This window comes from Occultella gossypii, from assembly GCF_019947135.1.
Lineage (GTDB): Bacteria > Actinomycetota > Actinomycetes > Actinomycetales > Beutenbergiaceae > Occultella > Occultella gossypii.
Genome location: NZ_JAGSHT010000010.1, coordinates 35661 through 61679, shown reverse-complemented (window position 1 = coordinate 61679; position 26019 = coordinate 35661). Strand labels below are relative to the sequence as shown.

General features: G+C 72.2%; 20 protein-coding genes and 1 tRNA gene. 14 read left to right on the top strand and 7 right to left on the bottom strand.

Features of this window, described 5'->3' with window-relative positions; all coding sequences use genetic code 11:
* Positions 1-2: 2 nt before the first annotated feature.
* The 4 genes from KCQ71_RS09275 to KCQ71_RS09260 all read right to left on the bottom strand — a co-directional run bounded on the left by KCQ71_RS09275 (position 3) and on the right by KCQ71_RS09260 (position 6627).
* On the bottom strand, positions 3-608 hold the full coding sequence (locus tag KCQ71_RS09275; RefSeq protein ID WP_223405106.1) for a GDSL-type esterase/lipase family protein: 606 nt from the start codon (positions 606-608) through the stop codon (positions 3-5).
* Complete coding sequence (locus tag KCQ71_RS09270) at positions 605-4453, bottom strand: multifunctional oxoglutarate decarboxylase/oxoglutarate dehydrogenase thiamine pyrophosphate-binding subunit/dihydrolipoyllysine-residue succinyltransferase subunit (protein WP_223405105.1); 3849 nt, start codon at positions 4451-4453, stop codon at positions 605-607. Before KCQ71_RS09270 ends, KCQ71_RS09275 begins: the two co-directional genes overlap by 4 nt.
* Before the next feature lie 260 nt (positions 4454-4713).
* On the bottom strand, positions 4714-5859 hold the full coding sequence (locus KCQ71_RS09265) for a HAMP domain-containing sensor histidine kinase (RefSeq protein ID WP_223405103.1): 1146 nt from the start codon (positions 5857-5859) through the stop codon (positions 4714-4716).
* 42 nt (positions 5860-5901) lie between these two features.
* Positions 5902-6627: a response regulator transcription factor gene (locus KCQ71_RS09260; RefSeq protein ID WP_223405101.1), complete on the bottom strand. Its 726-nt coding sequence runs from the start codon at positions 6625-6627 to the stop codon at positions 5902-5904.
* A 112-nt stretch (positions 6628-6739) separates the two neighbouring features.
* On the opposite strand from KCQ71_RS09260, the gene KCQ71_RS09255 reads away from it, so the two are divergent.
* From KCQ71_RS09255 to KCQ71_RS27585, 3 genes are all read left to right on the top strand, one after another.
* Entirely contained in the window at positions 6740-8059 is a 1320-nt protein-coding gene (locus KCQ71_RS09255; RefSeq protein WP_223405099.1) for a hemolysin family protein, read from the top strand.
* On the top strand, positions 8056-9165 hold the full coding sequence (locus KCQ71_RS09250; RefSeq protein WP_223405097.1) for a hemolysin family protein: 1110 nt from the start codon (positions 8056-8058) through the stop codon (positions 9163-9165). The genes KCQ71_RS09255 and KCQ71_RS09250 overlap by 4 nt, the downstream gene beginning before the upstream one ends.
* 235 nt (positions 9166-9400) lie before the next feature.
* The gene (locus KCQ71_RS27585; RefSeq protein ID WP_223405095.1) at positions 9401-10768 is read left to right on the top strand and encodes a M23 family metallopeptidase; all 1368 of its coding nucleotides are present in this window, start codon (positions 9401-9403) and stop codon (positions 10766-10768) included.
* Between the two features lie 146 nt (positions 10769-10914).
* Here the strand turns inward: KCQ71_RS27585 and KCQ71_RS09240 are convergent, their stop codons facing one another.
* Both KCQ71_RS09240 and KCQ71_RS09235 read right to left on the bottom strand, forming a co-directional pair.
* On the bottom strand, positions 10915-11829 hold the full coding sequence (locus KCQ71_RS09240; protein WP_223405093.1) for an aldose 1-epimerase family protein: 915 nt from the start codon (positions 11827-11829) through the stop codon (positions 10915-10917).
* 123 nt (positions 11830-11952) lie between these two features.
* Positions 11953-12025, bottom strand: a tRNA-Arg gene (locus KCQ71_RS09235).
* A 298-nt stretch (positions 12026-12323) separates the two neighbouring features.
* On the opposite strand from KCQ71_RS09235, the gene KCQ71_RS09230 reads away from it, so the two are divergent.
* The 9 genes from KCQ71_RS09230 (at position 12324) to prmC (ending at position 23423) form a co-directional block, all read left to right on the top strand.
* Positions 12324-13328 carry a hypothetical protein gene (locus tag KCQ71_RS09230; RefSeq protein WP_223405091.1) on the top strand — a complete coding sequence of 335 codons (1005 nt, stop codon included), beginning with the start codon at positions 12324-12326 and terminating at the stop codon, positions 13326-13328.
* Positions 13329-13401: 73 nt separating this feature from the next.
* Entirely contained in the window at positions 13402-14253 is an 852-nt protein-coding gene (locus KCQ71_RS09225; protein WP_223405089.1) for a DALR anticodon-binding domain-containing protein, read from the top strand.
* Complete coding sequence (lysA, locus tag KCQ71_RS09220; protein WP_223405087.1) at positions 14250-15593, top strand: diaminopimelate decarboxylase; 1344 nt, start codon at positions 14250-14252, stop codon at positions 15591-15593. The genes KCQ71_RS09225 and lysA overlap by 4 nt, the downstream gene beginning before the upstream one ends.
* A gap of 108 nt (positions 15594-15701) precedes the next feature.
* Positions 15702-17006, top strand: a complete 1305-nt coding sequence (locus tag KCQ71_RS09215) for a homoserine dehydrogenase (RefSeq protein ID WP_223405085.1) — start codon at positions 15702-15704, stop codon at positions 17004-17006.
* Positions 17006-18067: a threonine synthase gene (gene thrC, locus KCQ71_RS09210; protein ID WP_223405083.1), complete on the top strand. Its 1062-nt coding sequence runs from the start codon at positions 17006-17008 to the stop codon at positions 18065-18067. Before KCQ71_RS09215 ends, thrC begins: the two co-directional genes overlap by 1 nt.
* Before the next feature lie 4 nt (positions 18068-18071).
* Complete coding sequence (thrB, locus tag KCQ71_RS09205) at positions 18072-18962, top strand: homoserine kinase (RefSeq protein ID WP_223405081.1); 891 nt, start codon at positions 18072-18074, stop codon at positions 18960-18962.
* A 246-nt stretch (positions 18963-19208) separates the two neighbouring features.
* The gene (gene rho, locus KCQ71_RS09200; RefSeq protein ID WP_223405079.1) at positions 19209-21371 is read left to right on the top strand and encodes a transcription termination factor Rho; all 2163 of its coding nucleotides are present in this window, start codon (positions 19209-19211) and stop codon (positions 21369-21371) included.
* A 53-nt stretch (positions 21372-21424) separates the two neighbouring features.
* Positions 21425-22507 (top strand): peptide chain release factor 1, encoded by a 1083-nt coding sequence (prfA, locus tag KCQ71_RS09195; protein WP_223405077.1) that lies wholly within the window; start codon positions 21425-21427, stop codon positions 22505-22507.
* Entirely contained in the window at positions 22500-23423 is a 924-nt protein-coding gene (prmC, locus tag KCQ71_RS09190) for a peptide chain release factor N(5)-glutamine methyltransferase (RefSeq protein WP_223405075.1), read from the top strand. Before prfA ends, prmC begins: the two co-directional genes overlap by 8 nt.
* A gap of 23 nt (positions 23424-23446) precedes the next feature.
* Here prmC and KCQ71_RS09185 read toward each other — a convergent pair whose 3' ends face one another.
* Positions 23447-23833, bottom strand: coding sequence for a VanZ family protein (locus KCQ71_RS09185; protein ID WP_223405073.1), 387 nt, complete (start codon positions 23831-23833; stop codon positions 23447-23449).
* An 85-nt stretch (positions 23834-23918) separates the two neighbouring features.
* On the opposite strand from KCQ71_RS09185, the gene KCQ71_RS09180 reads away from it, so the two are divergent.
* Positions 23919-24851 carry an L-threonylcarbamoyladenylate synthase gene (locus KCQ71_RS09180; protein WP_372453979.1) on the top strand — a complete coding sequence of 311 codons (933 nt, stop codon included), beginning with the start codon at positions 23919-23921 and terminating at the stop codon, positions 24849-24851.
* Positions 24852-24868: 17 nt separating this feature from the next.
* Entirely contained in the window at positions 24869-25999 is a 1131-nt protein-coding gene (locus tag KCQ71_RS09175) for an MraY family glycosyltransferase (protein WP_249422794.1), read from the top strand.
* Positions 26000-26019: the final 20 nt, after the last annotated feature.

Here is a 26019-nt window from a genome sequence, read left to right as displayed (position 1 = left end):
CCTCACTCCTGGGGCAGGCCCAACCACTCGTGCCAGCCGTTGTGGAGCACCAACCAGGCGAGCAGGCCGTAGCCGGCCTGCTGCGGGTGGGTGCCGTCGCCGGCGGAGGTGTCCGACAGCCATTGCTCATGGGTACGCAGCGGTTCGAACGTCTCCACGTAGGTCACCCGACGGCGCTGGCAGACATCCGCGAACGCCCCGGAGAGATCCCCGAGCGCGGACTCGGGCACGTCGGTGCGCGGTGGTGGGCCCACCACGAACGTTGGGATCTGCCGGTTGGCGGCGTCGTCGAGCACGTTCGCCAGGTTCAGCCGGCTACGGGCCAGGGACACCCCGTGCAGCAGGTCCGCGGAACCGGGGGCCACCACGAGGCGGTTCTCCCCGGACCCGAAGCGACGGTTGCACTCGGTCTCCCAGCGCCCGGACAGGGAGGTGCTGGTCTCGCCGGGCACGGCCAGGGTGAAGAACGCCAACGGCGACTCCGAGGGCGTCCGGGCGGCGACCCGGCCGACCCAGCCCATCCCGCGGGCGTCGCCCAACCCGGCGACGAGTTCGTCGCCGACCACACAGATGCGCGTGCCCGCCGCGTCTGGGGACGCGGCGCTCACCGTTGGAATGCCTCGCTCAGCAAGGTGGCCTGCTCCGCCTGGTGCTTCTTGCCGGTACCGGCGGACGGGGCCGCCATGTTCGGGCGGGACACCACGCTCAACCGGCCCTTCAGCCGAGCCGCCTCAGACATCTCGGGCAGCGCGTACACCAGGTTGAGGACCAGGTAGCTCCACGCACCCTGGTTCTTCGGCTCGTCCTGGACCCAGACGAACTCGGCGTTCGGGTACCGGCCGAGCTCGGCGCGGATGGCCTCGTCGTCGAGCGGGTAGAGCTGCTCGAGGCGGACGATCGCGGTCCTGGTGTCCTCACGCTTGGTGCGCTCGGCGAGCAGGTCGTAGTAGACCCGCCCGCTGCACATCAGCACACGGTCGACCGCGGCCGGGTCCACGGCGGAGTCGCCGATGACCGTCTGGAACGTACCGGTGGTGAAGTCCTCGACCGAGGACGTGGCCGCCCGCAGCCGCAGCAGCTGCTTCGGCGTGAACACGATCAGCGGGCGACGCGGGCGCTGGTACGCCTGGCGTCGCAGCAGGTGGAAGTGGTTCGCCGGGGTGGACGGCTCCGCGACGATCATGTTGTCCTCGGCCGCGAGCTGCAGGAACCGCTCCTTGCGGGCGGAGGAGTGGTCCGGTCCCTGGCCCTCGTAGCCGTGCGGCAGCAGCAGCACCACGGAGGAGCTCTGGTCCCACTTCTGCTGGGCGGAGGAGATGAACTCGTCGATGATCGTCTGGGCGCCGTTGACGAAGTCGCCGAACTGCGCCTCCCAGAGCACCAGGGCATCCGGTCGCTCGACCGAATAGCCGTACTCGAAACCGAGTGCCGCGTACTCGCTCAGGGACGAGTCGTACACCCAGAACTTGCCCTGGTCCGCGGCGAGATACATCAGCGGGGTCCACTCGGCACCGTTGACCCGGTCGTGCAGGACCGCGTGCCGCTGGACGAACGTGCCGCGGCGCGAGTCCTGCCCGGTCAGGCGCACCGGCGTGCCCTCGAGCAGCAGGGAGCCGAACGCGAGCATCTCCCCGAAGGCCCAGTCGATGTCCCCGTCGGTGGACATCTGGTGGCGCTTCTGGAGCATCTGGAGGAGCTTGGGGTGGACGGTGAACCCCTCCGGCGGGCGCACGTGCGCCTCGCCGATCCGCTCCAGCATCTGAGCGGGTGCGGCGGTCTCCCAGCCGACCATCACGCCGGCGTCCTCGAGCTGGGACTCCGGACGCTCGAGGCCGGCCACCTGGACGTCGTCGGTGGCGGTACTGCCGCCGGAGCGGGCCTCGGTGAAGACCCGCTCGAGTTCGCCCTTGTAGTGCGAGAGTGCTTCCTCGGCCTCGTCCTCGGTCATGTCGCCACGACCGACGAGCGCCTCGGTGTAGAGCTTGCGGACGCTGCGCTTCTTCTCGATCAGGGAGTACATCACCGGCTGCGTCATCGACGGGTCGTCGCCCTCGTTGTGACCGCGGCGGCGGTAGCACACCATGTCGATGATGACGTCCTTGTGGAACTCCTGGCGGTAGTCGAACGCCAGCTCGGCCACGTGCGCGACGGCCTCCGGGTCGTCACCGTTCACGTGGAAGACCGGGATCTGCAGGCCCTTCGCCACGTCCGTGGCGTACAGCGTGGAACGGGACGAGGACGCGCCGGTGGTGAAGCCCACCTGGTTGTTGATCAGGATGTGCACGGTGCCGCCGGTGCGGTAGCCCCGCAGCTGGGACATGTTCAGGGTCTCGGTGACCACACCCTGCCCGGCGAAGGCGGCGTCCCCGTGGATCAGGATCGGCAGCACGGAGAACCCGGCCCCGCCGAGGTCGATCCGGTCCTGCTTGGCGCGCACGATCCCCTCGAGCACGCCGTCGACGGCCTCGAGGTGGGACGGGTTCGCGGCCAGGTAGACCTTCGTGGACTCCCCGCTCACGGACGTGTACATGCCCTCCGTGCCGAGGTGGTACTTCACGTCGCCGCTGCCCTGCACGGTGCGCGGGTCCTGGTTGCCCTCGAACTCGGCGAAGATCTGCGCGTAGGACTTGCCGGCGATGTTCGCCAGCACGTTCAGGCGGCCGCGGTGCGGCATGCCGATGCCGACCTCGTCGAGGCCCTCCTCGGCCGAGCGCTCCAGGATCTTGTCCAGCAGCGGGATGAGCGACTCGCCACCCTCGAGGCTGAACCGCTTCTGCCCGACGTACTTGGTCTGCAGGAACGTCTCGAACGCCTCCGCGGCGTTGAGCTTGCGCAGGATCTGCTGCTGCGCGATCGGCTCGGGCTTGGCCCAGCCGGACTCCAGGCGCTGCTGCAGCCACTTGCGCTGGGCGGCGTCGTGCAGGTGCATGTACTCCGAGCCGATGGTGCGGCAGTAGGAGTTGCGCAGCAGCCCGAGGGTGTCCCGCAGGAGCGCCTTGGGCTTGCCGCCGAAGCCGCCGGTCGGGAAGGTGCGGTCCAGGTCCCAGAGGGTCAGGCCGTGGTTCTGCACGTCCAGGTCGGCGTGCCGGCGCTGACGGTAGGCCAGCGGGTCGGTGTCGGCCATGAAGTGCCCGCGCGAGCGGTAGGCGTGGATCAGCTCGGCGATCCGGGCCGGCTTGCCGAAGTCGTCCTCGGCGTCGGCGTTGGTGTCCTGGGTCCAGCGGACCGGCTCGTACGGCACACGCAGCGAGGCGAAGACCCGGTCGTAGAAGCCGTCCTCGCCGATCAGCTTGGCGTGGACGATCCGCAGGAAGTCACCGGACTGGGCGCCCTGGATGATCCGGTGGTCGTACGTGGACGTCAGCGTCAGGATCTTCGAGACACCGAGCTTCGCGAGGGTCTCGGTGGAGGCCCCCTGGAACTCGGCGGGGTAGTTCATGGCACCGACGCCGATGATCGTGCCCTGCCCGGCCATCAGCCGCGGCACCGAGTGGACGGTGCCGATGGTGCCGGGGTTCGTGAGCGAGATCGTGGTGCCGGCGAAGTCCGAAACCTCGAGCTTGCCGCCGCGGGCCTTCTTGACCATGTCCTCGTAGGCCGCCCAGAAGTGGGCGAAGTCCATCGTCTCGGCTTCCTTGATGGAGGGCACCAGCAGTTGCCGGGTGCCGTCCGGCTTGGCCAGGTCGATGGCCAGCCCGAAGTTGACGTGGGCCGGGCGCACGATGCCCGGCTTGCCGTCCAGGTCGCGGTAGCCGGCGTTCATCTCGGGCATGTCTCCGAGGGCCTCCACGACGGCGAAGCCGATGAGGTGGGTGAAGGAGACCTTGCCGCCACGGCTGCGCTGCAGGTGGTTGTTCAGGACGATCCGGTTGTCCACGAGCAGCTTCGCCGGGATCGAGCGCACGCTGGTCGCGGTCGGCACGTCGAGGCTGGAGACCATGTTCGTGACGGTCCGGGCGGACGCGCCACGCAACTTCTCGACCTCGTCGTCGCCACCTGCGCTGCGGGGACCGCCGCCGGTGAGGGATTTCGTGTAGGGGGCGGTCGGTGCCTCCGCGGTGACCTCGGGCGCGGCGGGAGGCAGGTCGGCGCGGACCTCCTCGGCAGGCGGGGTCGGGGCGCTCGCCTGCGCGGCGCTGTGCGCGGGGGCCGACGGCGTCGCTGCGGCGGGCGGGTTCGTCGCCTTCGCCCGGGGTGCCGGGGCAGGCGCGGCCGGGGCTGCCTTCGTGGCGGCCGGTGCGGTGGCCGGCTTGGCAGTGGGGGCGCCGTTGCTACCTGCGGTGCCGTTGGCGGCGAGGTCGGCGGGGCGATAGTTCTCGAAGAACTCCCACCACGTGGGGTCGACTTGCGACTTGTCCTCCCGATACTGGGCGTACAGCTCGTCGATGAGCCATTCGTTGCCGCCGAAGTTCGTGGGAACCGAGACAGGGTCGTGGGGTGCCTGCTGGGACACTCGAGGATCGCCCTCTTCCAAAAGGTAGCTGGGGTGCGGGTTCGTCTCCTCAAGCCTAGGTGACGAACAACACGGAAACCTCACCGGAGCACGCCTGCCACGCCAAAATGTGATGCGGCGGACCCGACCCGACGACGGTCATTCAAACGCTGGTCAACGTTTCGTCTTCTCCGCCGCCGCGGTTGCTGTGGACTGCCTGTGGGCGTGCCGGGTTCGGCCGCCTGAGGTGCTCGGCGTGGAGACCCGCACCGAGGGCGCGCTCAGGTGCCCGGCGTGGCGGGATGGGCGCGGCCCTCGGCCGGCCCGCGAGCCGGCAGCGTCACCCGCAGCATGGCGCCGGTGCCGCCCGGCGGGTCGGCCACCGCGATCATGCCGCCGTGCAGGCTCACAGCCCAGCGGGCGATGGCGAGCCCCAGGCCGGTGCCGCCGGTGGACAGCCCGCCCCGCTGCGCCGGCGCGTTGCCGCGCTCGAACCGCTCGAAGACCTTCTCCCGGTCCGAGACCGGGATCCCCTGGCCCTCGTCCAGCACCTCGATCACGACCTCGTCGGTCGTGGCCGAGTACCGGCCCCGCAGCGAGACGGTGCCGCCGCGGGGGGAGTGCCGGGACGCGTTGCCGAGCAGGTTGGAGATGACCTGCCGCAGTCGTTCCTCGTCGGCCGTCAGGTGCAGGTCCGGTGGCAGCGTCGACACCTCCCAGCGCAGGTCCCGCCCGAAGCCGGCGGCCGCGTGCCGCGCCTGGGTGGCGACATCGTCGAGGAACTCCTGCACCTCGAACTCGGTGAGCGCCAGGCTGGCCGCACCGGCCTCCAGCCGGGACAGGTCCAACAGGTAGGTGATCAGCCGGGAGAGCCGCTCGATCTGCGTGAGCGCGCCCTCGAGGGCGTCCGGGTCCGGTTCCACCACGCCGTCGGCCATGTTCTCCAGTTGCGCGCGCAGCGCGGCCACCGGGGTACGCAGTTCGTGCGAGACATTGGCCACCATCTCCCGGCGCTGGGCGTCCAGGGTGTCCAGGTCCTGGGCCATCGAGTTGAACGCGGCCGCGAGCTCGCCGACCTCGTCCTGACTGTTCGTGTGGACCCGCGTGGAGTAGTCGCCGCGTGCCATCGAACGGGCGGCGGCGGTCATCTCCCGCAGCGGCCGGGTCATCCCCCGGGCGAGGATCTGGGTGAGGATCAGCGATGCTCCGAGCGCGAACGGGAACGTGTTCAGGACCCCGAAGCCGAACCGGATCCCGGCCCACGTGACGAGCGTGTACATGGCGACCGTGGCCGCGATGATCACGATCAGCTTCATCTTGATCGAGCGCATCGGGTCCAGCGGGCGCAGGTCACCCACCAGGGCCAGGGTCCGACGCCACCAACTCAACTCGGTGGAGCGGGCGTGCCGGACGTGCGGGGTGCTCATGGATGCGGCTTCATCGCGGTGGCGCCGGGATCGGCTGCGTGGTCAGCTGGCCGTGGGCTCGAGGGCGTACCCGACCCCGTGGACGGTGCGGATCAGGTCCGAGCCGAGCTTGCGCCGGAGTGCCTTCACGTGCGAGTCCACGGTGCGGGTGCCGGACGCGTCCGCCCAGTCCCAGACCTCGGCGAGCAGGCGCTCGCGGGAGAGCACCGTCCGAGGGCTCTGCGCCAGGCAGACGAGCAGGTCGAACTCCGTCGGGGTCAGGTGCGCCTCCTCGCCGGACCGGTTCACCCGGCGCGCCGCCCGGTCGATGATCAGGTCGCCGAGCACCATCGGCGGCTCGCCGGACGCGGTCGCCGGCGCTTGCCGGGACCGCTCCACCCGGCGCAGGAGCACCTTCAGGCGGGCCAGCAGCTCCCGCATCGAGAACGGCTTCGTCATGTAGTCGTCGGCGCCGACGCCCAGCCCGACGAGCATGTCGGTCTCGTCGTCGCGGGCGGTCAGCATCAGGATCGGCGTGGGCGGTCGCCCGTTGGTGGCCTGCTCGGCCTGGATCCGGCGGCACACCTCGAGGCCGTCGATCCCGGGCAGCATCACATCCAGCACGATCAGGTCCGGACGCACCGTGGCGGCCGCCTCCACCCCGGACGGTCCGTCGCCGGCGATGTGCGGCGTCCAGCCCTCGGCCTGGAGCCGGCGGGCGATCTGGGCGGCGATCTCCGGTTCGTCCTCGACGATGAGCACTGAGGTGTTCGGCTGCGCGGTCGACATGGGCAAACTCTGGCACACGCGAGCCTCGGGGTCAGGGAGGTGGGCGCTACTCTGGCTCCACTATGTCTGGCCATCCCGCCGCCACCCGTCGAAGGGCCCTCGGTCTCATCCGATGATCGCCGACTGGTTGCTGGTGCTGCTCGGGGTGGTGCTGACCGCAGGGACGGCACTGTTCGTCTCCGCGGAGTTCGCGCTCGTCGCGCTCGACCCGGCCGGAGTGGACCGGCGCAGCGCCGCCGGGGACAAGCGCGCGGGGCTGCTTGCACGGGCCCTGCGCCACCTGTCCACGGAGCTCTCCGGGGCGCAGGTCGGGATCACCGTGACCACCGTGCTGCTCGGCTACACGATGCAGGCCGCCGTCGCGAACCTGGTCGCCGTGCCGCTGGGGCGCACCGGCCTGACGACGGCGATCGCGACAGCCGTGGCGGTCGTCGTCAGTCTGGTGGTCGTGAACACGTTCTCGATGATCTTCGGTGAGCTGGTCCCGAAGAACTGGGCGATCTCGGACCCGATGAAGGTGGCCAAGACGGTCATCCCGTTCCAGCACGCGTTCACGACCGCGCTGCGGCCGATGATCACGGTGCTGAACGGGTCGGCGAACCGGGTGCTGCGGATGTTCGGGGTGGAGCCCCGCGAGGAACTCAGCGGGGGACGCTCCGCCACCGAGCTGGCTGCGCTGGTGCGGCACTCCGCGAAGGCCGGCACGCTCGAGATGTCCACCGCCACCCTGCTCACCCGGTCGATCGGCCTGGGCCGGCTCACCGCAGTCGACGTGATGACGGACCGGATGCGGATGCACTCGGTGGACCGGGACACCAGCGCCACGGACCTGCTCGCACTGGCCAGGTCGACCGGGCACTCCCGGTTCCCGGTCATCGACGCCTCACCGGACGAGGTGGTCGGCATCGTCCAGCTGCGCCGAGCGATCGCGGTTCCGTACGAACGCCGCGGGGAGGTGCCCGTCGGCGCGCTGATGGATGAGGCGCCGCAGGTCCCGGAGACCATCCGGCTCGGACCGCTCCTGGTCGAGCTGCGTGACGGTCTGCAGATGGCGGTGGTCGTCGACGAGTACGGGGGCACGTCCGGGGTGGTCACCCTCGAGGACGTCGTCGAGGAACTGGTCGGCGAGGTGGCCGATGAGCACGACCGTCGACGGCGGGTGGTGCGGCCCGGTCCGGCCCGCACCTGGATCGTGCCGGGCAGCCTACGACCCGACGAGCTGTACCAACAGACCGGGCTGGTGGTCCCGGACGAGGCCCCCTACGAGACGCTGGGCGGCCTGGTGATGACCGCGCTCGGGCGCCTGCCCGCCGTGGGCGATGAGGTCGAGGTGCCCGGCGTGACGCTGCGGGTGCAGACCATGGACTCCCGGCGGGTGGACACGATCCAGGTGCGCGCGGCCGAACCCGCTGCCGCGAGCGAGGACCGATGAGTTCCTCGACCGCGCTCATCCTGGCGCTCGTGCTGCTCGCTGCGAACGCGTTCTTCGTGGGCGCCGAGTTCGCGATCATGTCCGCGCGCCGATCCCAGATCGAACCGATCGCGGAGTCCGGCTCCCGGGCCGCCCGCACGGCGCTGTGGGCCATCGAGAACGTCTCGCTCATGCTCGCGTGCGCCCAGCTGGGCATCACGATCTGCTCCACCGGGATCGGGGCCGTCGCCGAGCCGGCCATCGCGCACCTGGTCGAAGGTCCCCTGATCGCCGTGGGCCTGCCCGCCCAGGCCAGCCATGTGGTCGGCTTCGTGGTCGCGCTCGCGATCGTGGTCTACCTGCACGTGGTCCTGGGCGAGATGGTTCCGAAGAACCTGGCCGTGTCCGCTCCGGAGCGCGCGGTGCTGTGGTTCGCCCCGCCGCTGGTGTGGATCTCCCGGGTGCTCTCCCCGGTGATCCGGTTCCTGAACTGGCTGGCCAACGCGATCCTGCGACTCGGCGGCGTAGAACCCAAGGACGAGGTCACGTCCACCTTCACCGCCGAGGAGGTCGCCGCGATCGTGGAGCGGTCCCAGGCCGAGGGGTTGCTGGACGACGAGCTCGGCCTGCTCACCGGCGCCATCGAGTTCTCCGAGGCCACCGCCGGCACCGTGATGGTGGCCGTGGAGAAGCTGGTCACCCTGCCCCTGGGGTGCACGCCGGAGGACGTGGAGCACGCGGTCGCCAAGACCGGGTACTCCCGGTTCCCGGTCACGCAGGGCACGGCGATCACCGGCTACCTGCACGTCAAGGACGTCCTGTACGCCGACACCGGCGCCCTGCGCCAGGCCCCGGTGCCGGACTGGCGGGTGCGGCCGATGGCCATGGCCGCCACCGAGGACGAGATCGAGGACGTGCTCGCCGCGATGCAGCGCACCGGTGCCCACCTGGCCGCGATCAGTGCCGCACCGGAAGCCGGGATCGGCGCCGGGGAGATGCTCGCTCCGGGTGTCGGGACCAACGGCGAGGCGGCGCCGGAGCGGATCGGGGTGGTGTTCCTGGAGGACATCCTCGAGGAACTGGTGGGCGAGGTCCGGGACTCGATGCAGCGGGCCCAGCAGCGGTGATCGACACACCCGCCGGCGCGCTGTGGCCCGATCGGTTTGATCCCGACGGCCGAGCCTGCCTAAGGTACCCCGGCACGTCGCGTGGGTTCGCTCACAGGATCTGGACCGATTCAAGGACCATCCGTTATGGTTTCGTGATCCGGTCCTGGCGGGCCCCCTACCGCTCGTGATCGTGAATCCCAGCAGTGCAGTCCCTCGTTCTACCTGTGTCCAACACCTTTCCCCCGGAGGCCGTGTGAGTTCTCAGCGTGATCTGACCGCTGACGATCTCGCGACCCCTGAGGCCACTGTCACGTCCCTGACCCGCCGGCAGATCCGCGAACGGGAGCGTGCCGCCGAGGCCGCCGCCCGCGCCGCGGAGTACGCGGCGTCCCAGGCGCAGGCAGAGGCGGTCGAACCGACCGACGAGCCGGTCGAGCCCGAGATCGCGGCCGCCGTCGCCGAGGGCGCCGAGGAGCAGGACGCCCACGAGGCCGTTGCGGTCCCGGACGTCGAGGACCTGGGCACCGACGCCTCGGGCGACGACGCCGCCGACGACCGGCCGGCGGACGACGAGGCCGCGGAGGACCTGGCCGCGGACGACGAGACCGCGGACGACGAGACCCCCGAAGACCGGGCCACAGACGACCGCACCACAGACGACCGCACCACAGACGACCAGGTCGCTGCCGCCGTCGCCGATCCTTCGGACGCCGAGACCACCGCCACCCACACCGCGGCGCGGTCACGGCTCCGCCCGGTCGGGCGACGCCCGGCGGCCGAGAACCGACCGGCCGGCCGCAAGCCGACGACCGAGCAGCCCAGGGTGCACCGGTGGGTGCCCAGGCTCGCCGTCCTGGCCGCGCTCGGCGTCGCGACGACCGTCGTGCCCCTCACCGGCGCCGCGCTCCCGGACTCGCCGTCGGCTGAGGCGACCACCCAGACCCTCGCCGCGACCAGCGCGCTGGACATCCTCGCGGGCGGGGCCTACGTCCCCGCCGATGGCACCCAGGCCCTGGCGGCCGACCCCGAGGCCCGCGCTCGCGCCCTCGCCGCGGCCAGCCGGGACAACGGGTCCCGCGACGAACTCACGTGCGGTACGGCCGGCCTCGAGGCCAACGGCGTGGTCGCCGCGGAGACCACCATGACCCCGGTCGACCTGGTCATGCCGATCACGGCGGGCTCCTACTCGATCACGTCGCGCTACGGCTACCGCTCCCACCCGATCTACGGCAGCTACTCCGAACACACCGGGGTGGACCTGGCCGCGGCAGCCGGAACCCCGATCCACTCCATCGCCGACGGCGAGGTCATCTACGCCGGCGGCGGCAAGGACGGCCGGTCCGGGATGCTCGTGATCGTTCAGCACGAGATCGACGGCGAGCCGATCTGGTCCTGGTACGTCCACATGTACCCGAACGGCGTGTTCGTCGATGTCGGCGATGCGGTCTCAGCCGGTGAGGTGATCGGCGCGGTCGGGTCCTACGGGAACTCCACCGGCCCGCACCTGCACCTGGAGATCCACCTCGACGAGGCCCTCACCACGGTCGACCCGCAGAGCTGGCTGGCCACCCACGACGCGGCCCCGCTCACCAGCGAAACCCCGCTCTGCTCCGAGGGCTGAGCACTCCGCACCGGGCTTGCCAGCCCCCAGCACGCCCGCGGATCCGACCAGCAAGCCCGGGGATCCGAACCGGCCTGCCGGACGGGCAGCCAGAGCGCGGGAGGTCCTGCGCGGCGGCGGGACGTGCTGCGTGGCGGCGGCCGATATCAGTCGAGCCGCAGGCCCCAGCGCACCGTGTGGTCGGCACCCGGCTCCAGCCGGATCAGCCGCTCGCCGCTGCGGAACGCGTCCGCCACACACGTCATCGGCTCGGCAGCCAGGCCGGTGCGCCGCGCCTGCGGGGCGGCCACCTCGTCACCGGTGCACATCTGCCAGGTCCGTAGCGACTCGTCCATCCACACCGACGCCAAGCGCCCGTCGGTGCCGCGCAGCCGCAGCCAGGACAGGCCACGGTCGTCGTAGAGCGCACCCACGAACGCGTCGTCGAGGGCGGTCCGGCCCATCCGTCGCGGCTCCCGGAAGTCCAGATCCTCGGGGATCTCGGCCACGCCCGTGGGCAGCAGTCGCTCATCTGTCGGGATCCACGCCGTCGCATCGAGCTGCAGCTCGGCGTCGTCCAGGCTGCCCGGACCGGGGGAGAGCCACGGGTGGAACCCGATCCCGTACGGGGCTGCAGCGGGGCCGATGTTCGCGGTGGTCGCGGTGACCGCGAGGCCGTCCGTACCGATCGTGTAGCGGATCCGCGTGCTGACCTGGAACGGGTAGCCGGGCGTGGCCGCGGGGTCCAGGCGCAGCTCGACGGCGTCCGCGGTGTGCTCGAGCACGGTCCACCGCTGCCAGCAGACGAGCCCGTGCAGGGCGGTGCCCCGCTCCGGCTCGGTCAGCGGCAGCTGCAGCTCCTGGCCGTCCCAGGTGTAGCGGCCGTCCCGGATCCGGTTCGGCCACGGCACCAGCACCGCGCCGTTCGATGCGGGCGGCAACTCGTCGACGCCATAGGGCACCACCACGTCTCGCTGGCCGACGCGGAAGAGCCGGAGGTTCGCACCGACCTCGGTGATGATCGCGACGGCATCGCCGGCACGGATCTCGAACTGCTGGCCGGTGGGGGAGAGGGAAGTCACCCACCCAGCCTAGCGACGCGAACCTCGCGCACGTGCCGCCCGTCCGGGGCCGATGGCCCCGGGGACGGAGAAGGAGCCCCGACTGGAGCCGCCGTCGGACTCGGGGACGTCGCTTCGCTTCCGTGCCCCCGACTGGATTCGAACCAGCGACCTTCTGCTCCGGAGGCAGACGCTCTATCCACTGAGCTACAGGGGCGTTTCAACGCTGCGTGAGCCTACCAGGATTTGCAGAGCGACCACGCCGCCCGGGCCCGGCCCCGAGCGCGCGAACCGGGCCGCACCGGCGTCGTGGCGCGGGGTCGGGGCAGCGCGGGAGGCGAGGATCACACCGGGAGAGGGACGAGCAAGGGCCCAGAGCCGGGGGTGCAGTTCTTCCCATGGACGCGTACCTCCTCGGGCTCGCCGCGCGCCTACCATGGGCCAGATCAGGGGAAGCCCGGCGAGCGCACCAGCGACGGCGCCGGGATCGACACACATACCAAGCGGAGGGCGAGATGAGCCAGAACCCACCCGAGGACCCGTACGGCCGCCCCCAGGGCGAACCGGGCGCAGCCTCCGACGGTCCGGAGTACGGCTTCGGCCAACCGTCACCCGACCAGCCCACCCAGTCGTTCGGCCAGGATCCGGCCCAGGCGTACGGCCAGGGTTACGGGCAGTCGTCGATGCCTCCGACGGGCGGCTACGGCCAGCCGCAGCAGGGTGGGTACGGACAGTCGTCCATGCCTCAGCAGGGTGGCTACGGCCAGCCTCAGCAGGGTGGCTATGGCCAGCCTCAGCAGGGTGGCTATGGCCAGCCTCAGCAGGGTGGCTACGGCCAGCCCGGCACGCCCGGCTACGGACCGGGCGGACCCGGCGGGCCGACCAAGAGCAACCGCGGCGTCGTGATCGGGGCCGTCATCGGCGGTGTCGTGGTGCTCGGCGCGATCGTGTTCTTCGCGATCCAGCTCTTCGGCGGCGGTGGCGGCGAGGACCCCACCGCGGGCGGCACCACCACATCGCAGGGGCCCACCGACGATCCGACGGACGACCCGACGGACGACCCGACCGACGACCCGACGGACGAGCCGAGCGGCGAACTCTACGACGAGCTCACCTCACGGGTCGAGATCATCACCGGGGGCGACGACCTCGGCGGCGTGTGGGCCATCGACGACGCCGGCTGGTCCGTCGCCGACGGCATCACCCCCGCGCCCGCCGCGGCCACCGAGGCGTACACGGGCACGTTCGTGGGTGACCCGGGCGACGTCACCATGACCGCAGTCGCGTTCGCGACCGAGGCGGAAGCCGACGCGTACGCGGCGGAGCTGTCCGCGACCCTTGGCGAGCAGATCTACGAGTCCTACGTCTGGGAGGAGGACCAGAGCGGCACCCGGCTGGACTTCTCCGATGGCACCACCCTCGACATCGTCTGGTGGTACGACACCGCGGTGGTCTTCCACGTGAGCGGACCCGCGCAGGACAACGCGGCGTTCGACTTCTACCTCGGCCTGCCGGTCTGACCGCACGGACCGGATCGGTCCTGCCGATCGGCAACCGCGCAGTCGCACACGCCGCGAGCGATACGCTCGCGGCGTGTGGCAGGAGGAGGTGGGCGCGGCCCTCGCAGCCGGGTTCGCCCGGCTCCTGGGACAGCCCGACGGCGTCCGGCGGCTCGGTCTGACAGGTTCCGTGGCCTCGGTGCCCGGCACTGCGGCGGTACTCGCGGCCGCGGTCGGTGACCCGCGGGTCTTCCGTGCCCAGCGCCCGACGGCGCGAGGGCAGCGGGCCGACTTCACGAGCGCCGCCGCCCGGATCCTCGCCCAGCGGCTCGACCGGATGGACCTCGCCGAAGCCCTGGCGCTCGCCCTGGCCGGGGAGGTCCGTGGCGCCGACGGAGTCGCGGACGCCTGGGCACGGGACGGTCACGTCCTGGTGTCGGTCACCTCCGCGGCGCTCGCCCGCGTGGTCGAGGACCTGCTCGACGCCCACCGCGACCCGGGGGCCCTCGACGCATCGACCTCCGTCCCGGTGGCTCCCGCGCGCGCCGCCGCCGCCCGCCTCGCGCACGCCCGCGCCCGCAACCTCACCCGGGCCGCCCACGCCCACGGCGTACGACCCTGGTCTGACGGCGACGCCTCCCGTGGGGCTGCCCTGACGAGCCTGGTCGACGAGCCCGGAGCTCGCGACCTCGTCCTCTGCCTCGCCGGCTCCCGCGACGCGATCGCCCGGGCGGGCGAGGCGCACCGCCCGGACCCGGTGATCGCGCACCTGGACCGCACCGCCGCCGCCCACCGGGCCTGGTTCGAGATGACCAGGGTGACCCCACGCGGCGCCGGAGCGATAACCTCGGCGCACCGATCCCGACTCTGCCTGAACGACGCTGCCACCCCGGTCCTGGCCGGTGGGCTGGCGATCCTCGGCCTCGACGCTCCGGAGCACCTGTGACGCACCCGACCGACCCCCAGCTGTGGCCCGCGAACGTGCGCGTGACCGACGGCGTGCTCAGCCTCGCCGGGATGCCGGTGACCGAACTCGCCGAGACCTACGGGACGCCGTCGTTCCTGCTCGACGTGGCGGACCTGCGCGCGCGGGCGGCCCGATACCGGGACGCATTCGTCGGGGCGTTCGCCCCCCTCGGTGTGGGCGTCGACGTCTACTACGCCAGCAAGGCGTTCCTGAGCACCGCCGTGGCGCGCTGGGTGCACGCCGAGGGGCTGCGCATCGACACCGCCGCACACGGCGAGCTGGCGACCGCGATCGCCGCGGGCATCCCCGGTGCGGACATCGGCCTGCACGGGAACAACAAGTCCGCCGCGGAGATCAGGCTGGCGCTCGGGCACGGGGTCGGCCGGATCGTCATCGACTCCCTGCCCGAGATCGAGCTCGTCGGCTCGATCGCCGCCGAGCTCGGGGTCCGGGCACCCGTCATGGTGCGGGTGACCACCGGGGTGCACGCCGGCGGGCACGAGTTCATCGCCACCGCCCATGAGGACCAGAAGTTCGGGCTCTCGCTCGCCAGCGGGGCGGCCCTGGAGGCCCTGGAGCGGATCCACGCGGACGACCGGCTCGACCTGCTCGGCCTGCACTCCCACATCGGCTCGCAGATCCTGGATCCGGCAGGCTTCGGCGAGGCAGCTCGCGCGCTGCTCGGCCTGCGGGCCGAGTTCGCCGACCGCACCGGCGTACTGCTGCCCGAGGTGGACCTCGGCGGCGGCTTCGGCATCGCCTACGTACCCGGCGAGGAGGGTGTGGACGTCGCGGCCCTGGCCGCGGACCTGGCCGGGCTGCTGGCCGCCGAGGCGGAGGCGCTCGGGACCACCCTGCCCCGGCTGTCCTTCGAGCCGGGCCGGGCGATCGTCGGGCCCACCATGATCACGCTGTACACCGTGGGCACCGTCAAGCCGGTGGTCCTCGACGACGGCGGGAGCCGGCTGTACGTGGCCGTCGACGGCGGCATGAGCGACAACATCCGCACCGCGCTCTACGACGCGGACTACCACGCCGAGCTCGGCTCCCGCGCTTCGACCGCCCCCGCGGTGACCGCCCGGGTCGTCGGCAAGCACTGCGAGAGCGGGGACATCGTGGTCCGGAACGTGCTGCTGCCCGCGGACATCGACGCGGGCGACCTGCTCGCGGTGCCCGCCACCGGCGCCTACGGACGGTCGATGGCGAGCAATTACAACCTCATCCCGCGGGCCGGCGTGGTCGCCGTCGCCGACGGGCAGGCCCGCGAGATCGTGCGGCGGGAGACGATCGAGGACGTGCTCGCGCTCGACATGGGGTGAGGGTGGTGTCCACTCCTCGACGCCCTGCCCGCGGGCGCGTCCCGGAGTCCTATCCTGAGGCGACCCCCGAAGCGAACCAGCGCGTGCGTGTGCACGTCGAAGGAGATCATGAACGACGCCCCCGCCCCCCTGCGTGTCGCCGTCCTCGGCTGCGGCGTGGTCGGTACGGAGGTGGTCCGCCGCCTCCTCGAGCACACCACCGACTTCTCGGCGCGCACCGGGGCCGCTCTGGAACTGACCGGGATCGCGGTCCGTTCCCTGGATACCGACCGGGACCCGGTGGTGCCCCGCGGCCTGCTCACCGACGACCCGGCCGCGCTGATCGCCGGCGCCGACCTGGTTGTGGAGGTGATGGGCGGCATCGAGCCCGCCCGGACCCTGATCCTGGACGCGCTTCGCGCCGGCGCCGGCGTCATCACCGCGAACAAGGCACTCCTGGCCCAGCACGGGCCGGAGCTGTACGAGGCGGCGGACGAGGCGCGCGTGGACCTGTTCTACGAGGCGGCCGTCGCGGGTGCGGTGCCGGTGGTGCGCGGGGTGCGCGAGTCGCTGGCGGGGGACCGGATCAACCGGGTCCTCGGCATCGTCAACGGCACCACCAACTACATCCTCGACGAGATGACCACGAACGAGCTGGACTTCGCCGCGGCTCTGCGGCAGGCCCAGGAGCTCGGCTACGCCGAATCGGACCCGACCGCCGACGTCGAAGGTCTCGACGCCGCCGCGAAGGCTGCCATCCTGGCTGCGCTCGCCTTCCACAGCAGGATCGCGCTCAGCGACGTCAGCGCCGAGGGCATCACCGCGATCACCCCGGAGGACATCGCGTCCGCGGCGCAGACCGGGCACGTCATCAAGCTCCTCGCCGTCGCCGAACAGCGGCGCGAGGCCGGTGGGCGCGCGGGAGTGGCGGTCCGGGTGTACCCGGCGCTCGTGCCGGTCGAGCACCCGCTCGGCAACGTGCGCGGACCGTTCAACGCGGTGCTGGTCGAGGCCGAGGCGGCCGGGACCCTGATGTTCTACGGCGCCGGCGCGGGAGGCGTGGCCACCTCGAGCGCCGTGCTCGGTGACCTCGTCGCCGCAGCGCGCAACCGCGTCAGCGGCGGCAAGGCGCCGTCGGAGTCCCGGTACGCCGAACTGACGCCGCTGGGGTCGGACCAGATCCACACCCGCTTCCAGATCCGGATGGCGATCGCGGACCGGCCGGGCGTGCTCGCCGAGGTCGCGACCGCCGTCGCCGAGCACGGCGTCTCCTTCGAGACGGTGCGCCAGCAGGGACTGCCCGGGGGGCCGGCCGAGTTGGTCATCGGTACCCACGAGGCGAGCGAGTCGGCGCTCGCCGCGACCCTCGCCGCATTGGATACGCTCGACGTCGTCCTCAGGATCAGTTCGGTCCTGCGCGTGGAAGGAATCTGATGGCCAAGCCCTGGCGCGGTGTGATCGCCGAGTACGCCGACCGTCTGCCGATCGAGGACGGTGACCCGGTGGTCACGCTCGGCGAGGGCGGCACCCCGCTGGTGCACTCGCCGTCGCTGTCGGCCGCCACCGGCGCGCAGGTGCACCTGAAGGTGGAGGGGGCCAACCCCACCGGGTCCTTCAAGGACCGGGGCATGACGATGGCGATGAGCAAGGTCGCCGGGACCGGCACCGAGATCGTCGTGTGCGCCTCGACCGGGAACACCTCCGCCTCGGCCGCCGCGTACGCGGTCCGTGCGGGCCTCGGCTGCGCCGTGGTGCTGCCGCAGGGCAAGATCGCCGCCGGCAAGCTCGCCCAGGCGATCGTCCACGGGGCCACGCTGCTTGCCGTGGACGGCAACTTCGACGACTGCCTGCGGATCGTGCGCTCGCTCGCCGAGAACTACCCCGTCGCCCTCGTGAACTCGGTGAACCCCTACCGCCTGCAGGGGCAGAAGACGGCCGCATTCGAGGTCGTCGACGCGCTCGGCGACGCTCCGCAGATCCACGTGCTGCCGGTCGGCAACGCCGGCAACATCTCCGCGTACTGGATGGGCTACCGCGAGTACGCCGCCGACGGCCTCGCGTCCCGCACCCCGATGATGTGGGGCGTTCAGGCCGAGGGCGCCGCGCCGTTCGTCAAGGGCGAGCCGATCGAGCATCCCGAGACGGTCGCGACCGCGATCCGGATCGGGAACCCGGCCTCCTGGGACCTGGCCGTGGCCGCCCGGGACGACTCCGGCGGCCGCATCGACGCCGTCACCGACGCGCAGATCCTGGACGCGCAGGCCCTGATCGCCCGCGAGGTCGGCGTGTTCGTGGAGCCCGCGTCCGCGGCCAGCGTGGCAGGCCTGCTCGTGCGGGCCGAGGCCGGGGACGTGCCCAGCGGCGCGCAGGTGGTCTGCACGGTCACCGGGAACGGTCTCAAGGACACCGCGACCGCACTCGGGGACACCGTCATCGAGCCGCGGGTGATCGGTGTGGATGTCGACGCCGCCGCCCGGGCCCTCGGTCTGAACTGACGCCATGCGCCTGCTGTACGACCAGGCCTCGGTGCGCGTCCCCGCGACCAGTGCCAACCTCGGTCCCGGTTTCGACGCGTTCGGTCTCGCCCACCGGATCCACGACGTGGTGCACGTGCGCGCCACGACCGGTGCGACCGCCGTCGAGGTCACCGGCGAGGGCGCCGGTGAGGTGCCCGACGGCGAGACGCACCTTGTGGTGCGCGCGTTGCGGGCCGGTCTGGAGTACGCCGGGGCGCCGCAGGCCGGCCTGCACCTGAGGTGCGTGAACGCGATCCCGCACGGTCGTGGGATGGGTTCCAGCGCCGGTGCGGTGGTGGCCGGGCTGGTCGCCGCCCGCGCGCTGATCGGTGACCCGGACGCACTGGCGGACGATGCCGTCCTGGAACTGGCCACCGAGTTCGAGGGCCATCCGGACAACGCGGCGCCGGCGCTGCTCGGCGGGGCCACGATCGCGTGGATGGGACCCGAGGCACGGGCCGCCCGCATCGAGGTGCACCCGGAGATCGCCTGCACCGTGCTCATCCCCACCGAACGGCTGGCCACCCACCGGGCCAGGGCCGCGCTCCCGCGCACGGTCGCCCACGCCGATGCCGCGTTCAACGCCGGCCGGGCCGGGTTGCTGACCCTGGCGCTGACGTCCAGGCCGGACCTGATGATGGCGGCCACCGAGGACCGGCTGCACCAGGACCACCGGGCGGACGCGATGATGGCCAGCGTCGCGCTCGTGCACCGGCTGCGCGAACGTGGGCTGCCGGCGGTGATCTCCGGTGCGGGTCCGAGCGTCCTCGTGCTTGCCGATGTCGGTCCCGAGCTGGAAGCGGAGCTGGCCGGCCGGTGGCGGGTGCTGCACCCCCGGATCGACCGTGACGGTGCCCAGATCCTGGCCCGGTGAGTCCGGCCGCAGGCCAGTGCCCGACGTGGCGGAAATTCGTGAGCCCCAACCAGCCACGGTGGTAGGCTGGCCGCGCATCGACGGGCCTGATGCGTACCCGCACGGCCCACGTGATGACACCGCCCCGAACCTCGCTCCCGAGCACCTGCCCGGTCGCGTCGGCGCGTGGCGGAAACCACCCGGGTCCGAGACCCGGAGTCAGTACCAGCCGGGCACGGCCCGGCACATCTAGGGGGAAGGAACCCCGTGACCGAAACGATCAACACCTCGACCGGCTCCGGTCGAGGCGGTGCGTTGTCCTCGCTGCGACTGCCCGAACTCCAAGCGCTCGCTGCCGAGCTGGGGCTCAAGGGCACCGCGAAGATGCGCAAGGGTGACCTCGTCACCGCGATCCGCGCGGCCCGCACCGGCGGCGATGCCGGCGCTGCCGCTGCGACCGACGGTGCGCCGACGCGCCGCCCGGCGCGTAGCCGCTCCACCGAGCCCGCGGCACCGGACGGGCAGGACGCCCAGCCCGCAGCCGCTGCGGCCCAGCCCACGACCGCCGAGGCGCCGGCCGCACAGCCCGCGACCGCCGAGGCACCGACCGCACAGCCCGCGACCGCCCAGGCACCGGCCGCCGAGCGCTCGCGCGACGGTGCGGACTCCGGCCGGGCCGAGGCAACGCAGCAGCGCCAACGGCGCGCCGCGCGCCCTGTCGGCGGCGACACCGCGACGCCGCAGGCCGACGGTGCGACCGAGGCACCGCCGTCGGGAAGCACTGCGCAGCAGCGCACCACCCGCAGCCGCCGCGCCACCGCACCCCAGCGGGACACCACGCGACCGCAGGAGCGCACCGAGTCCGATGCCGCTCCGGCTCAGGAGTCCCGTGCGCCGCGGTCCCGCCAGCGCGGGCGTGGCAACGACGGCGACCAGCCGCAGCTGGACCTCTCCTCGCTCGTGCCCGAGCGGGGCGAGGACACCTCGAGCGGCAACGGCCAGTCGGAGCAGGGCCGTACCCAGGCCCAGCGCCGCCCATCCCTTGACGACATCCAGCTGCCCGAGGGCCGCCGGATCGACAACGAGCGTGGCGACGGCGAGCGCGACCACGGCGGCGCGGACGACGACGACGAGCGTGGCTCCCGTCGGCGCCGCGGCCGGGACCGCTACCGCGACCGGGATCGCGACCGGGACCGCGACCGCAAGCGCCGTCCGGTCAGGGGTGGCGAGTCCACCGGCGAGGACGAGATCGAGATCAGCGAGGACGACGTGCTGCTGCCCGTCGCCGGGATCCTGGACATCCTCGACAACTACGCATTCGTGCGCACCAGCGGCTACCTGCCCGGCCCGAACGACGTGTACGTCTCGCTCGGCCAGGTCAAGAAGAACGGCCTGCGCCGCGGGGACGCCATCACCGGCGCCGTGCGTCAGCCCCGCGAGGGCGAGAACGCCGGCAACCAGCGGCAGAAGTTCAACGCGCTGGTCCGCCTGGACACGGTCAACGGGGCGCCCGCCGAGGAGGCCCTCGAGCGGCCCGAGTTCAGCAAGCTCACCCCGCTGTACCCGCAGGAGCGACTGCGCCTGGAGAGCCGCCCGAACCTCATCACGGCCCGGATCATCGACCTGGTCGCCCCGATCGGGAAGGGCCAGCGCGGCTTGATCGTCGCGCCCCCGAAGGCCGGCAAGACGATCATCATGCAGCAGATCGCGAACGCCATCACGGCCAACAACCCTGAGGTGCACCTCATGGTGGTGCTCGTGGACGAGCGGCCCGAAGAGGTCACGGACATGGAGCGCACGGTCAAGGGCGAGGTGGTCTCCTCCACGTTCGACCGGCCGGCCACCGACCACACGATCGTCGCGGAGCTCGCGATCGAGCGGGCCAAGCGCCTGGTCGAGCTCGGCCAGGACGTCGTGGTGCTGCTGGACTCGCTGACCCGGCTGTCCCGCGCCTACAACCTGGCGGCCCCGGCCTCCGGGCGGATCCTCTCCGGTGGTGTGGACGCGTCCGCGCTGTACCCACCGAAGCGGTTCTTCGGGGCCGCGCGCAACATCGAGCACGGCGGCTCGCTGACCATCCTCGCCTCCGCCCTGGTGGAGACCGGCTCGAAGATGGACGAGGTGATCTTCGAGGAGTTCAAGGGCACCGGGAACATGGAGCTGCGGTTGTCCCGCCAGCTCGCGGACAAGCGGATCTTCCCCGCCGTGGACGTCAACGCCTCCGGTACCCGACGCGAGGAGATCCTGGTCTCCCCCGACGAGCTGAAGATCATCTGGAAGCTCCGCCGGGTCATGGGCGGCCTCGACCAGCAGCAGGCGATCGAGCTGCTGCAGTCCAAACTGCGCGACTCCGGCTCGAACGCGGAGTTCCTGCTGACCGTGCAGAAGACCACGCCGGGCCACCCGTCGGCATCCTCCGAGCTCAGTTAGCGACCCGGGCGGTTCCGGACACGCCAGGGGAGTGATCGAGCAGGAGGAAGTGCATGAGCGAGGACTTCGCAGTCGTCGACCCGTTGTTGGCCGAGTACGCCGAGATCGAGTCGACCCTGGCTGACCCGGCCGTGCACGCGGACCAGGCGCGGGCCCGCTCGCTCGGGCGCCGGTACGCCGAGCTCGGCCGGATCGTCGCGGCCCACCGGGCCTGGCGGGCGGCCGAGGAGGACGCTGTCGCAGCCGCGGAACTCGCGGTCGAGGACCCGGCGTTCGCCGAGGAGGTGGCGCCGCTGCGGGAGGCCGCCGACGCAGCCGCCGAGAGCCTGCGCCACGTCCTCGTGCCCCGCGACCCCGACGACGGCCGCGACGTGATCCTCGAGGTGAAGGCCGGCGAGGGTGGCGAGGAGTCCGCCCTGTTCGCCGGCGACCTGCTGCGCATGTACCTGCGGTTCGCCGAGCGGCAGGGCTGGTCCACGCAGATCATCGGCGCCACCGAGTCCGACCTGGGTGGGTACAAGGACGTCTCGGTCGCGGTGAAGTCGCGGGCCGCCGACCCTGCCGATGGGGTCTGGGCGCACCTGAAGTACGAGGGCGGCGTGCACCGGGTCCAGCGGGTTCCGGTGACCGAGTCGCAGGGCCGGATCCACACCTCCGCTGCGGGCGTGCTCGTGTTCCCCGAGGTCGAGGACGCCGGGGAGATCGAGATCGACCCGAACGACCTACGGATCGACGTGTACCGGTCCTCCGGTCCCGGCGGGCAGAGCGTGAACACCACGGACTCCGCCGTGCGGATCACCCACGTGCCCACGCAGATCGTGGTCTCGATGCAGAACGAGAAGTCGCAGCTGCAGAACCGGGAGCAGGCGATGCGGGTGCTGCGCGCCCGGCTGCTCGCCGCACAACAGGAGGCCGCCGCGGCCGAGGCCGCCCAGGTGCGCCGCTCCCAGGTGCGCACGGTGGACCGCAGCGAGCGGATCCGCACCTACAACTACCCCGAGAACCGGGTGGCCGATCACCGGACCGGGTACAAGGCGTACAACCTCGACCAGGTGCTCGACGGCGACCTCGGCCCGGTCATCGCCTCCGCCATCGCGTTGGACGAGGCCGAGCGGTTGGCCGCCGCGGGTGCCTGAGGCCGTGCCGGACCGGCCGGGCACGCGGGGCCTGCCGGACCTTCGCGCCCTGGTGGCCGGGGCGACGGCGGTGCTCGCCGAGGCCGGCGTGCCCTCGCCGCGCGTGGACGCCATCGCGCTGGCCGGGCATGCGCTCGGGGTGCCCAACCTGGTCCTGGCGATGGCGCCCCCGCTGCCCCCGGACTTCGCCGCCCGGTACGCGGCACTCGTGGAGCGCCGCCGGCTGCGGGAACCGCTGCAGCACCTCACCGGCACCGCCGCGTTCCGTCACCTCGATCTGACCGTGCGGCCCGGCGTCTTCGTGCCGCGCCCCGAGACCGAGACGGTCGCGCAGGTGGCGATCGACGCCGCGCAGGCCTTGGTGGCAGGTACGGACTCCTCGGCCGGGGTCCCATCGGCTGCGGTCGTGGTGGACCTGTGCACCGGCGGCGGCCCGATCGCGCTCTCCGTCGCGCACGAGGTCCCGGGGGCGCAGGTCACCGCGGTGGAGCTCTCGCCGGAGGGGGTGGCGCTCACCCGCGCCAACGCCGACCGCCTCGGCCTCGCCGTGCGGGTCCTGGCCGGCGACGTGCGCGACGCGAGCCTGCTCGCCGAGCTCGACGGCGCCGTCGACGTGCTCGTGTCTAACCCGCCCTACATCCCGCCGGACGCGGTGCCGATCGATCCCGAGGTGCGCGATCACGACCCGGACCTCGCTCTGTACGGCGGTGGCGCGGACGGGCTCGAGGTGCCCCGCGCCGTCGTGCGGGTGGCGGTCCGGCTGCTGCGCCCGGGCGGGACGTTCGTGATGGAACACGCGCAGGTGCAGGCGGCGGCGGTCCGCGTCGACGTCGATGCCACCGGCGCGTTCACCGACGTCCACACCGTGGCGGACCTGACCGACCGTGACCGGATGGTCGTCGCGACCCGGCGCTGACCGGCGGTCGACCGACCAGGAGGTCAGGCCGACGGCGCGGTCCGGGCGGTGCTGTGCCGTCGGACGTAGGCGATCACGTACCAGCCGAGGGCGATCCCGACCAGGTCGGCGACGAGGTCGAGCAGATCGCCGCTGCGGTTCGGGAGCGCGAGGTGCTGGATCAGCTCACTGAGGACCGCGTGCGCCGCGAGCCCGAGCGCGAGCCACTTCGCCGGGATCCCCGCGAGGAGTCCGGTGGCCATCACGGCGGCGAAGATCAGCACGTGGACGGCCTTGTCGGTGCCGGGGACGCCGTCGCCCGGGATGTCCACCCGCGGCCAGTACAGCGCCAGCACCTGGCCGACGACGGCCGCCGCGAACGCGAGCCGGGTGAGTACCTTCGACAGCGCCGGGCGGGTGGTGGTCGTCACCTGGACACCTTCCCACGCCGCGCACACACCGTGCCGCCGGTCCGGTCGGTGCCGATGAGCCGCCGGACATGAAAGACTCGCCCGCGTGAGTGACGTAGAACTGAGGGACTGCACCGATGCCGCGGAGCGCGGCCCGCACCTGGACGCCGCCGTCGAGGCGCTCGCCAGTGGTGGGCTGGTCGTCCTGCCGACCGACACCGTCTACGGGATCGCCGCGGACGCCTTCACCCCCAAGGCCGTGGCCGCGTTGCTGCGGGCCAAGGGCCGGGGCCGGCAGATGCCGCCGCCCGTGCTCGTCGGGGACCTGAACACGCTCGACGGGCTCGCCACCGAGATCCCCGAGTCGGTGCGCGAACTCGTGACCGAGTTCTGGCCGGGCCCGCTCACGGTGATCCTGCGCGCCCAGCCCAGCCTGCACTGGGACCTCGGCGACACGAACGGCACCGTCGCGCTGCGGATGCCGGACGACGAGATCGCCCTGGACCTGCTCCGCCGCACCGGCCCGCTCGCGGTCTCGAGCGCGAACCGGACCGGCAACCCCGCCGCGCAGACCGCCGCCGAGGCGCATGACCAGCTCCTGCGCACCGTGAAGGTCTACCTCGACGGCGGCCCGGCTCGGGGGAGCGTGCCCTCCACCATCGTCGACGCGACCGGCGAGAACCTTCGGATCGTGCGCGAGGGCGCCCTGAGCCGTGAGGACCTCGGTGCGATCGTGCCCGAGATCCTCGACGACGAGGAGCTCGCTACCGTCGAGGCCGAGGTGAGCGACGCCGTCGAGGGTGAAGAGACGCAGGTGAGCGACGCCGTCGAGGGTGACGCGACCGAGTCCGGCGACGCCGTCGAAGGCGACGCGACCGAGTCCGGCGACGCCGTCGAAGGCGACGCGACCGAGTCCGGCGACGCCGTCGAGGGCGACGTGACCGAGTCCGGCGACACCGGCGAGGGTGACGTGACCGAGTCCGGCGACACCGCCGCGGCCGGCCGGCCGCAGTCCGAACCCGGTGCCGCCCAGCCGTGAGGCTTTACCTCCTCATCATGGCGATCGCCGCCGCGGCGACGTACCTGGCGACCCCGCTCGCCCGGCTCATCGCCCAACGCACCGGTGCCGTGACACCGGTGCGGGACCGCGACGTCCACGCGGTCCCGACGCCGCGCATGGGTGGCCTGGCGATGTTCGCGGGCCTCGCGGTGGCGTTCGTGGTGGCCTCCCGGATGCCGTTCCTCGAGGACGTCTTCGCAGGCAGGGTGCCGTGGGCGATCCTCGGCTGTGGCGCGCTGGTGTGCCTGCTCGGCGCCGCTGACGACATCTGGGACCTGGACTGGATCACGAAGCTCGTCGGGCAGGTCCTGATCGCCGGCCTGATGGCCTGGCAGGGCGTCCAGCTCGTCCAGTTCCCGATCTTCGGGCTCGTCATCGGCTCGCCCCGGCTGTCCCTGCTGGTGACGGTGCTCGTCGTCGTGATCGCCGTGAACGCGGTGAACTGGGTGGACGGGCTGGACGGGCTCGCCTCCGGGGTGGTCGCCATCGGCGGCATCGCGTTCTTCGTCTACACCTACCTGCTCACGGTGAACAACAACCCGACGGACTTCTCGAACCTTGCGACCGTGCTGATGGCGTCGGTGGTGGGCGTCTGCCTGGGGTTCCTGCCCCACAACTTCCACCCGGCGCGCATCTTCATGGGCGACTCGGGGGCGATGCTGCTCGGCCTCACCGTCGCGGCCGCCGGCATCATGGTCACCGGTCAGATCAACCCCGCGATCCTCGAGACCGAGCAGGCGCTGCCCGCGTTCGTGCCGATCATCCTGCCGGTCGCGGTGCTGCTGCTGCCGCTGATGGACGTGGCCGTGACTGCCGGCCGCCGGCTGCTCAGCGGCAAGTCACCGTTCCACGCCGACCGCACCCACCTGCACCACAAGCTCCTCGACCACGGGCACTCGCACCGGCGCGCGGTCCTGATCATGTACGTGTGGACCGCGGTGGTCGCGTTCAGTGCGGCCGCCCTCATCGTGTTCCCGGTCTGGGTGGTGCTCGCATGCTTCGTCGCCGGCGCGCTGCTGGCCACCATCATCACCGTGGTCCGGCTGCCGTTCGCGGCGCTGCGACCACGTCGTGACCGGGCGGCCCAGGAGGCCGACGAGCCCGTCACGCACCCGCCCGGCCCCTGACCACCGACCGACGCCCGGCC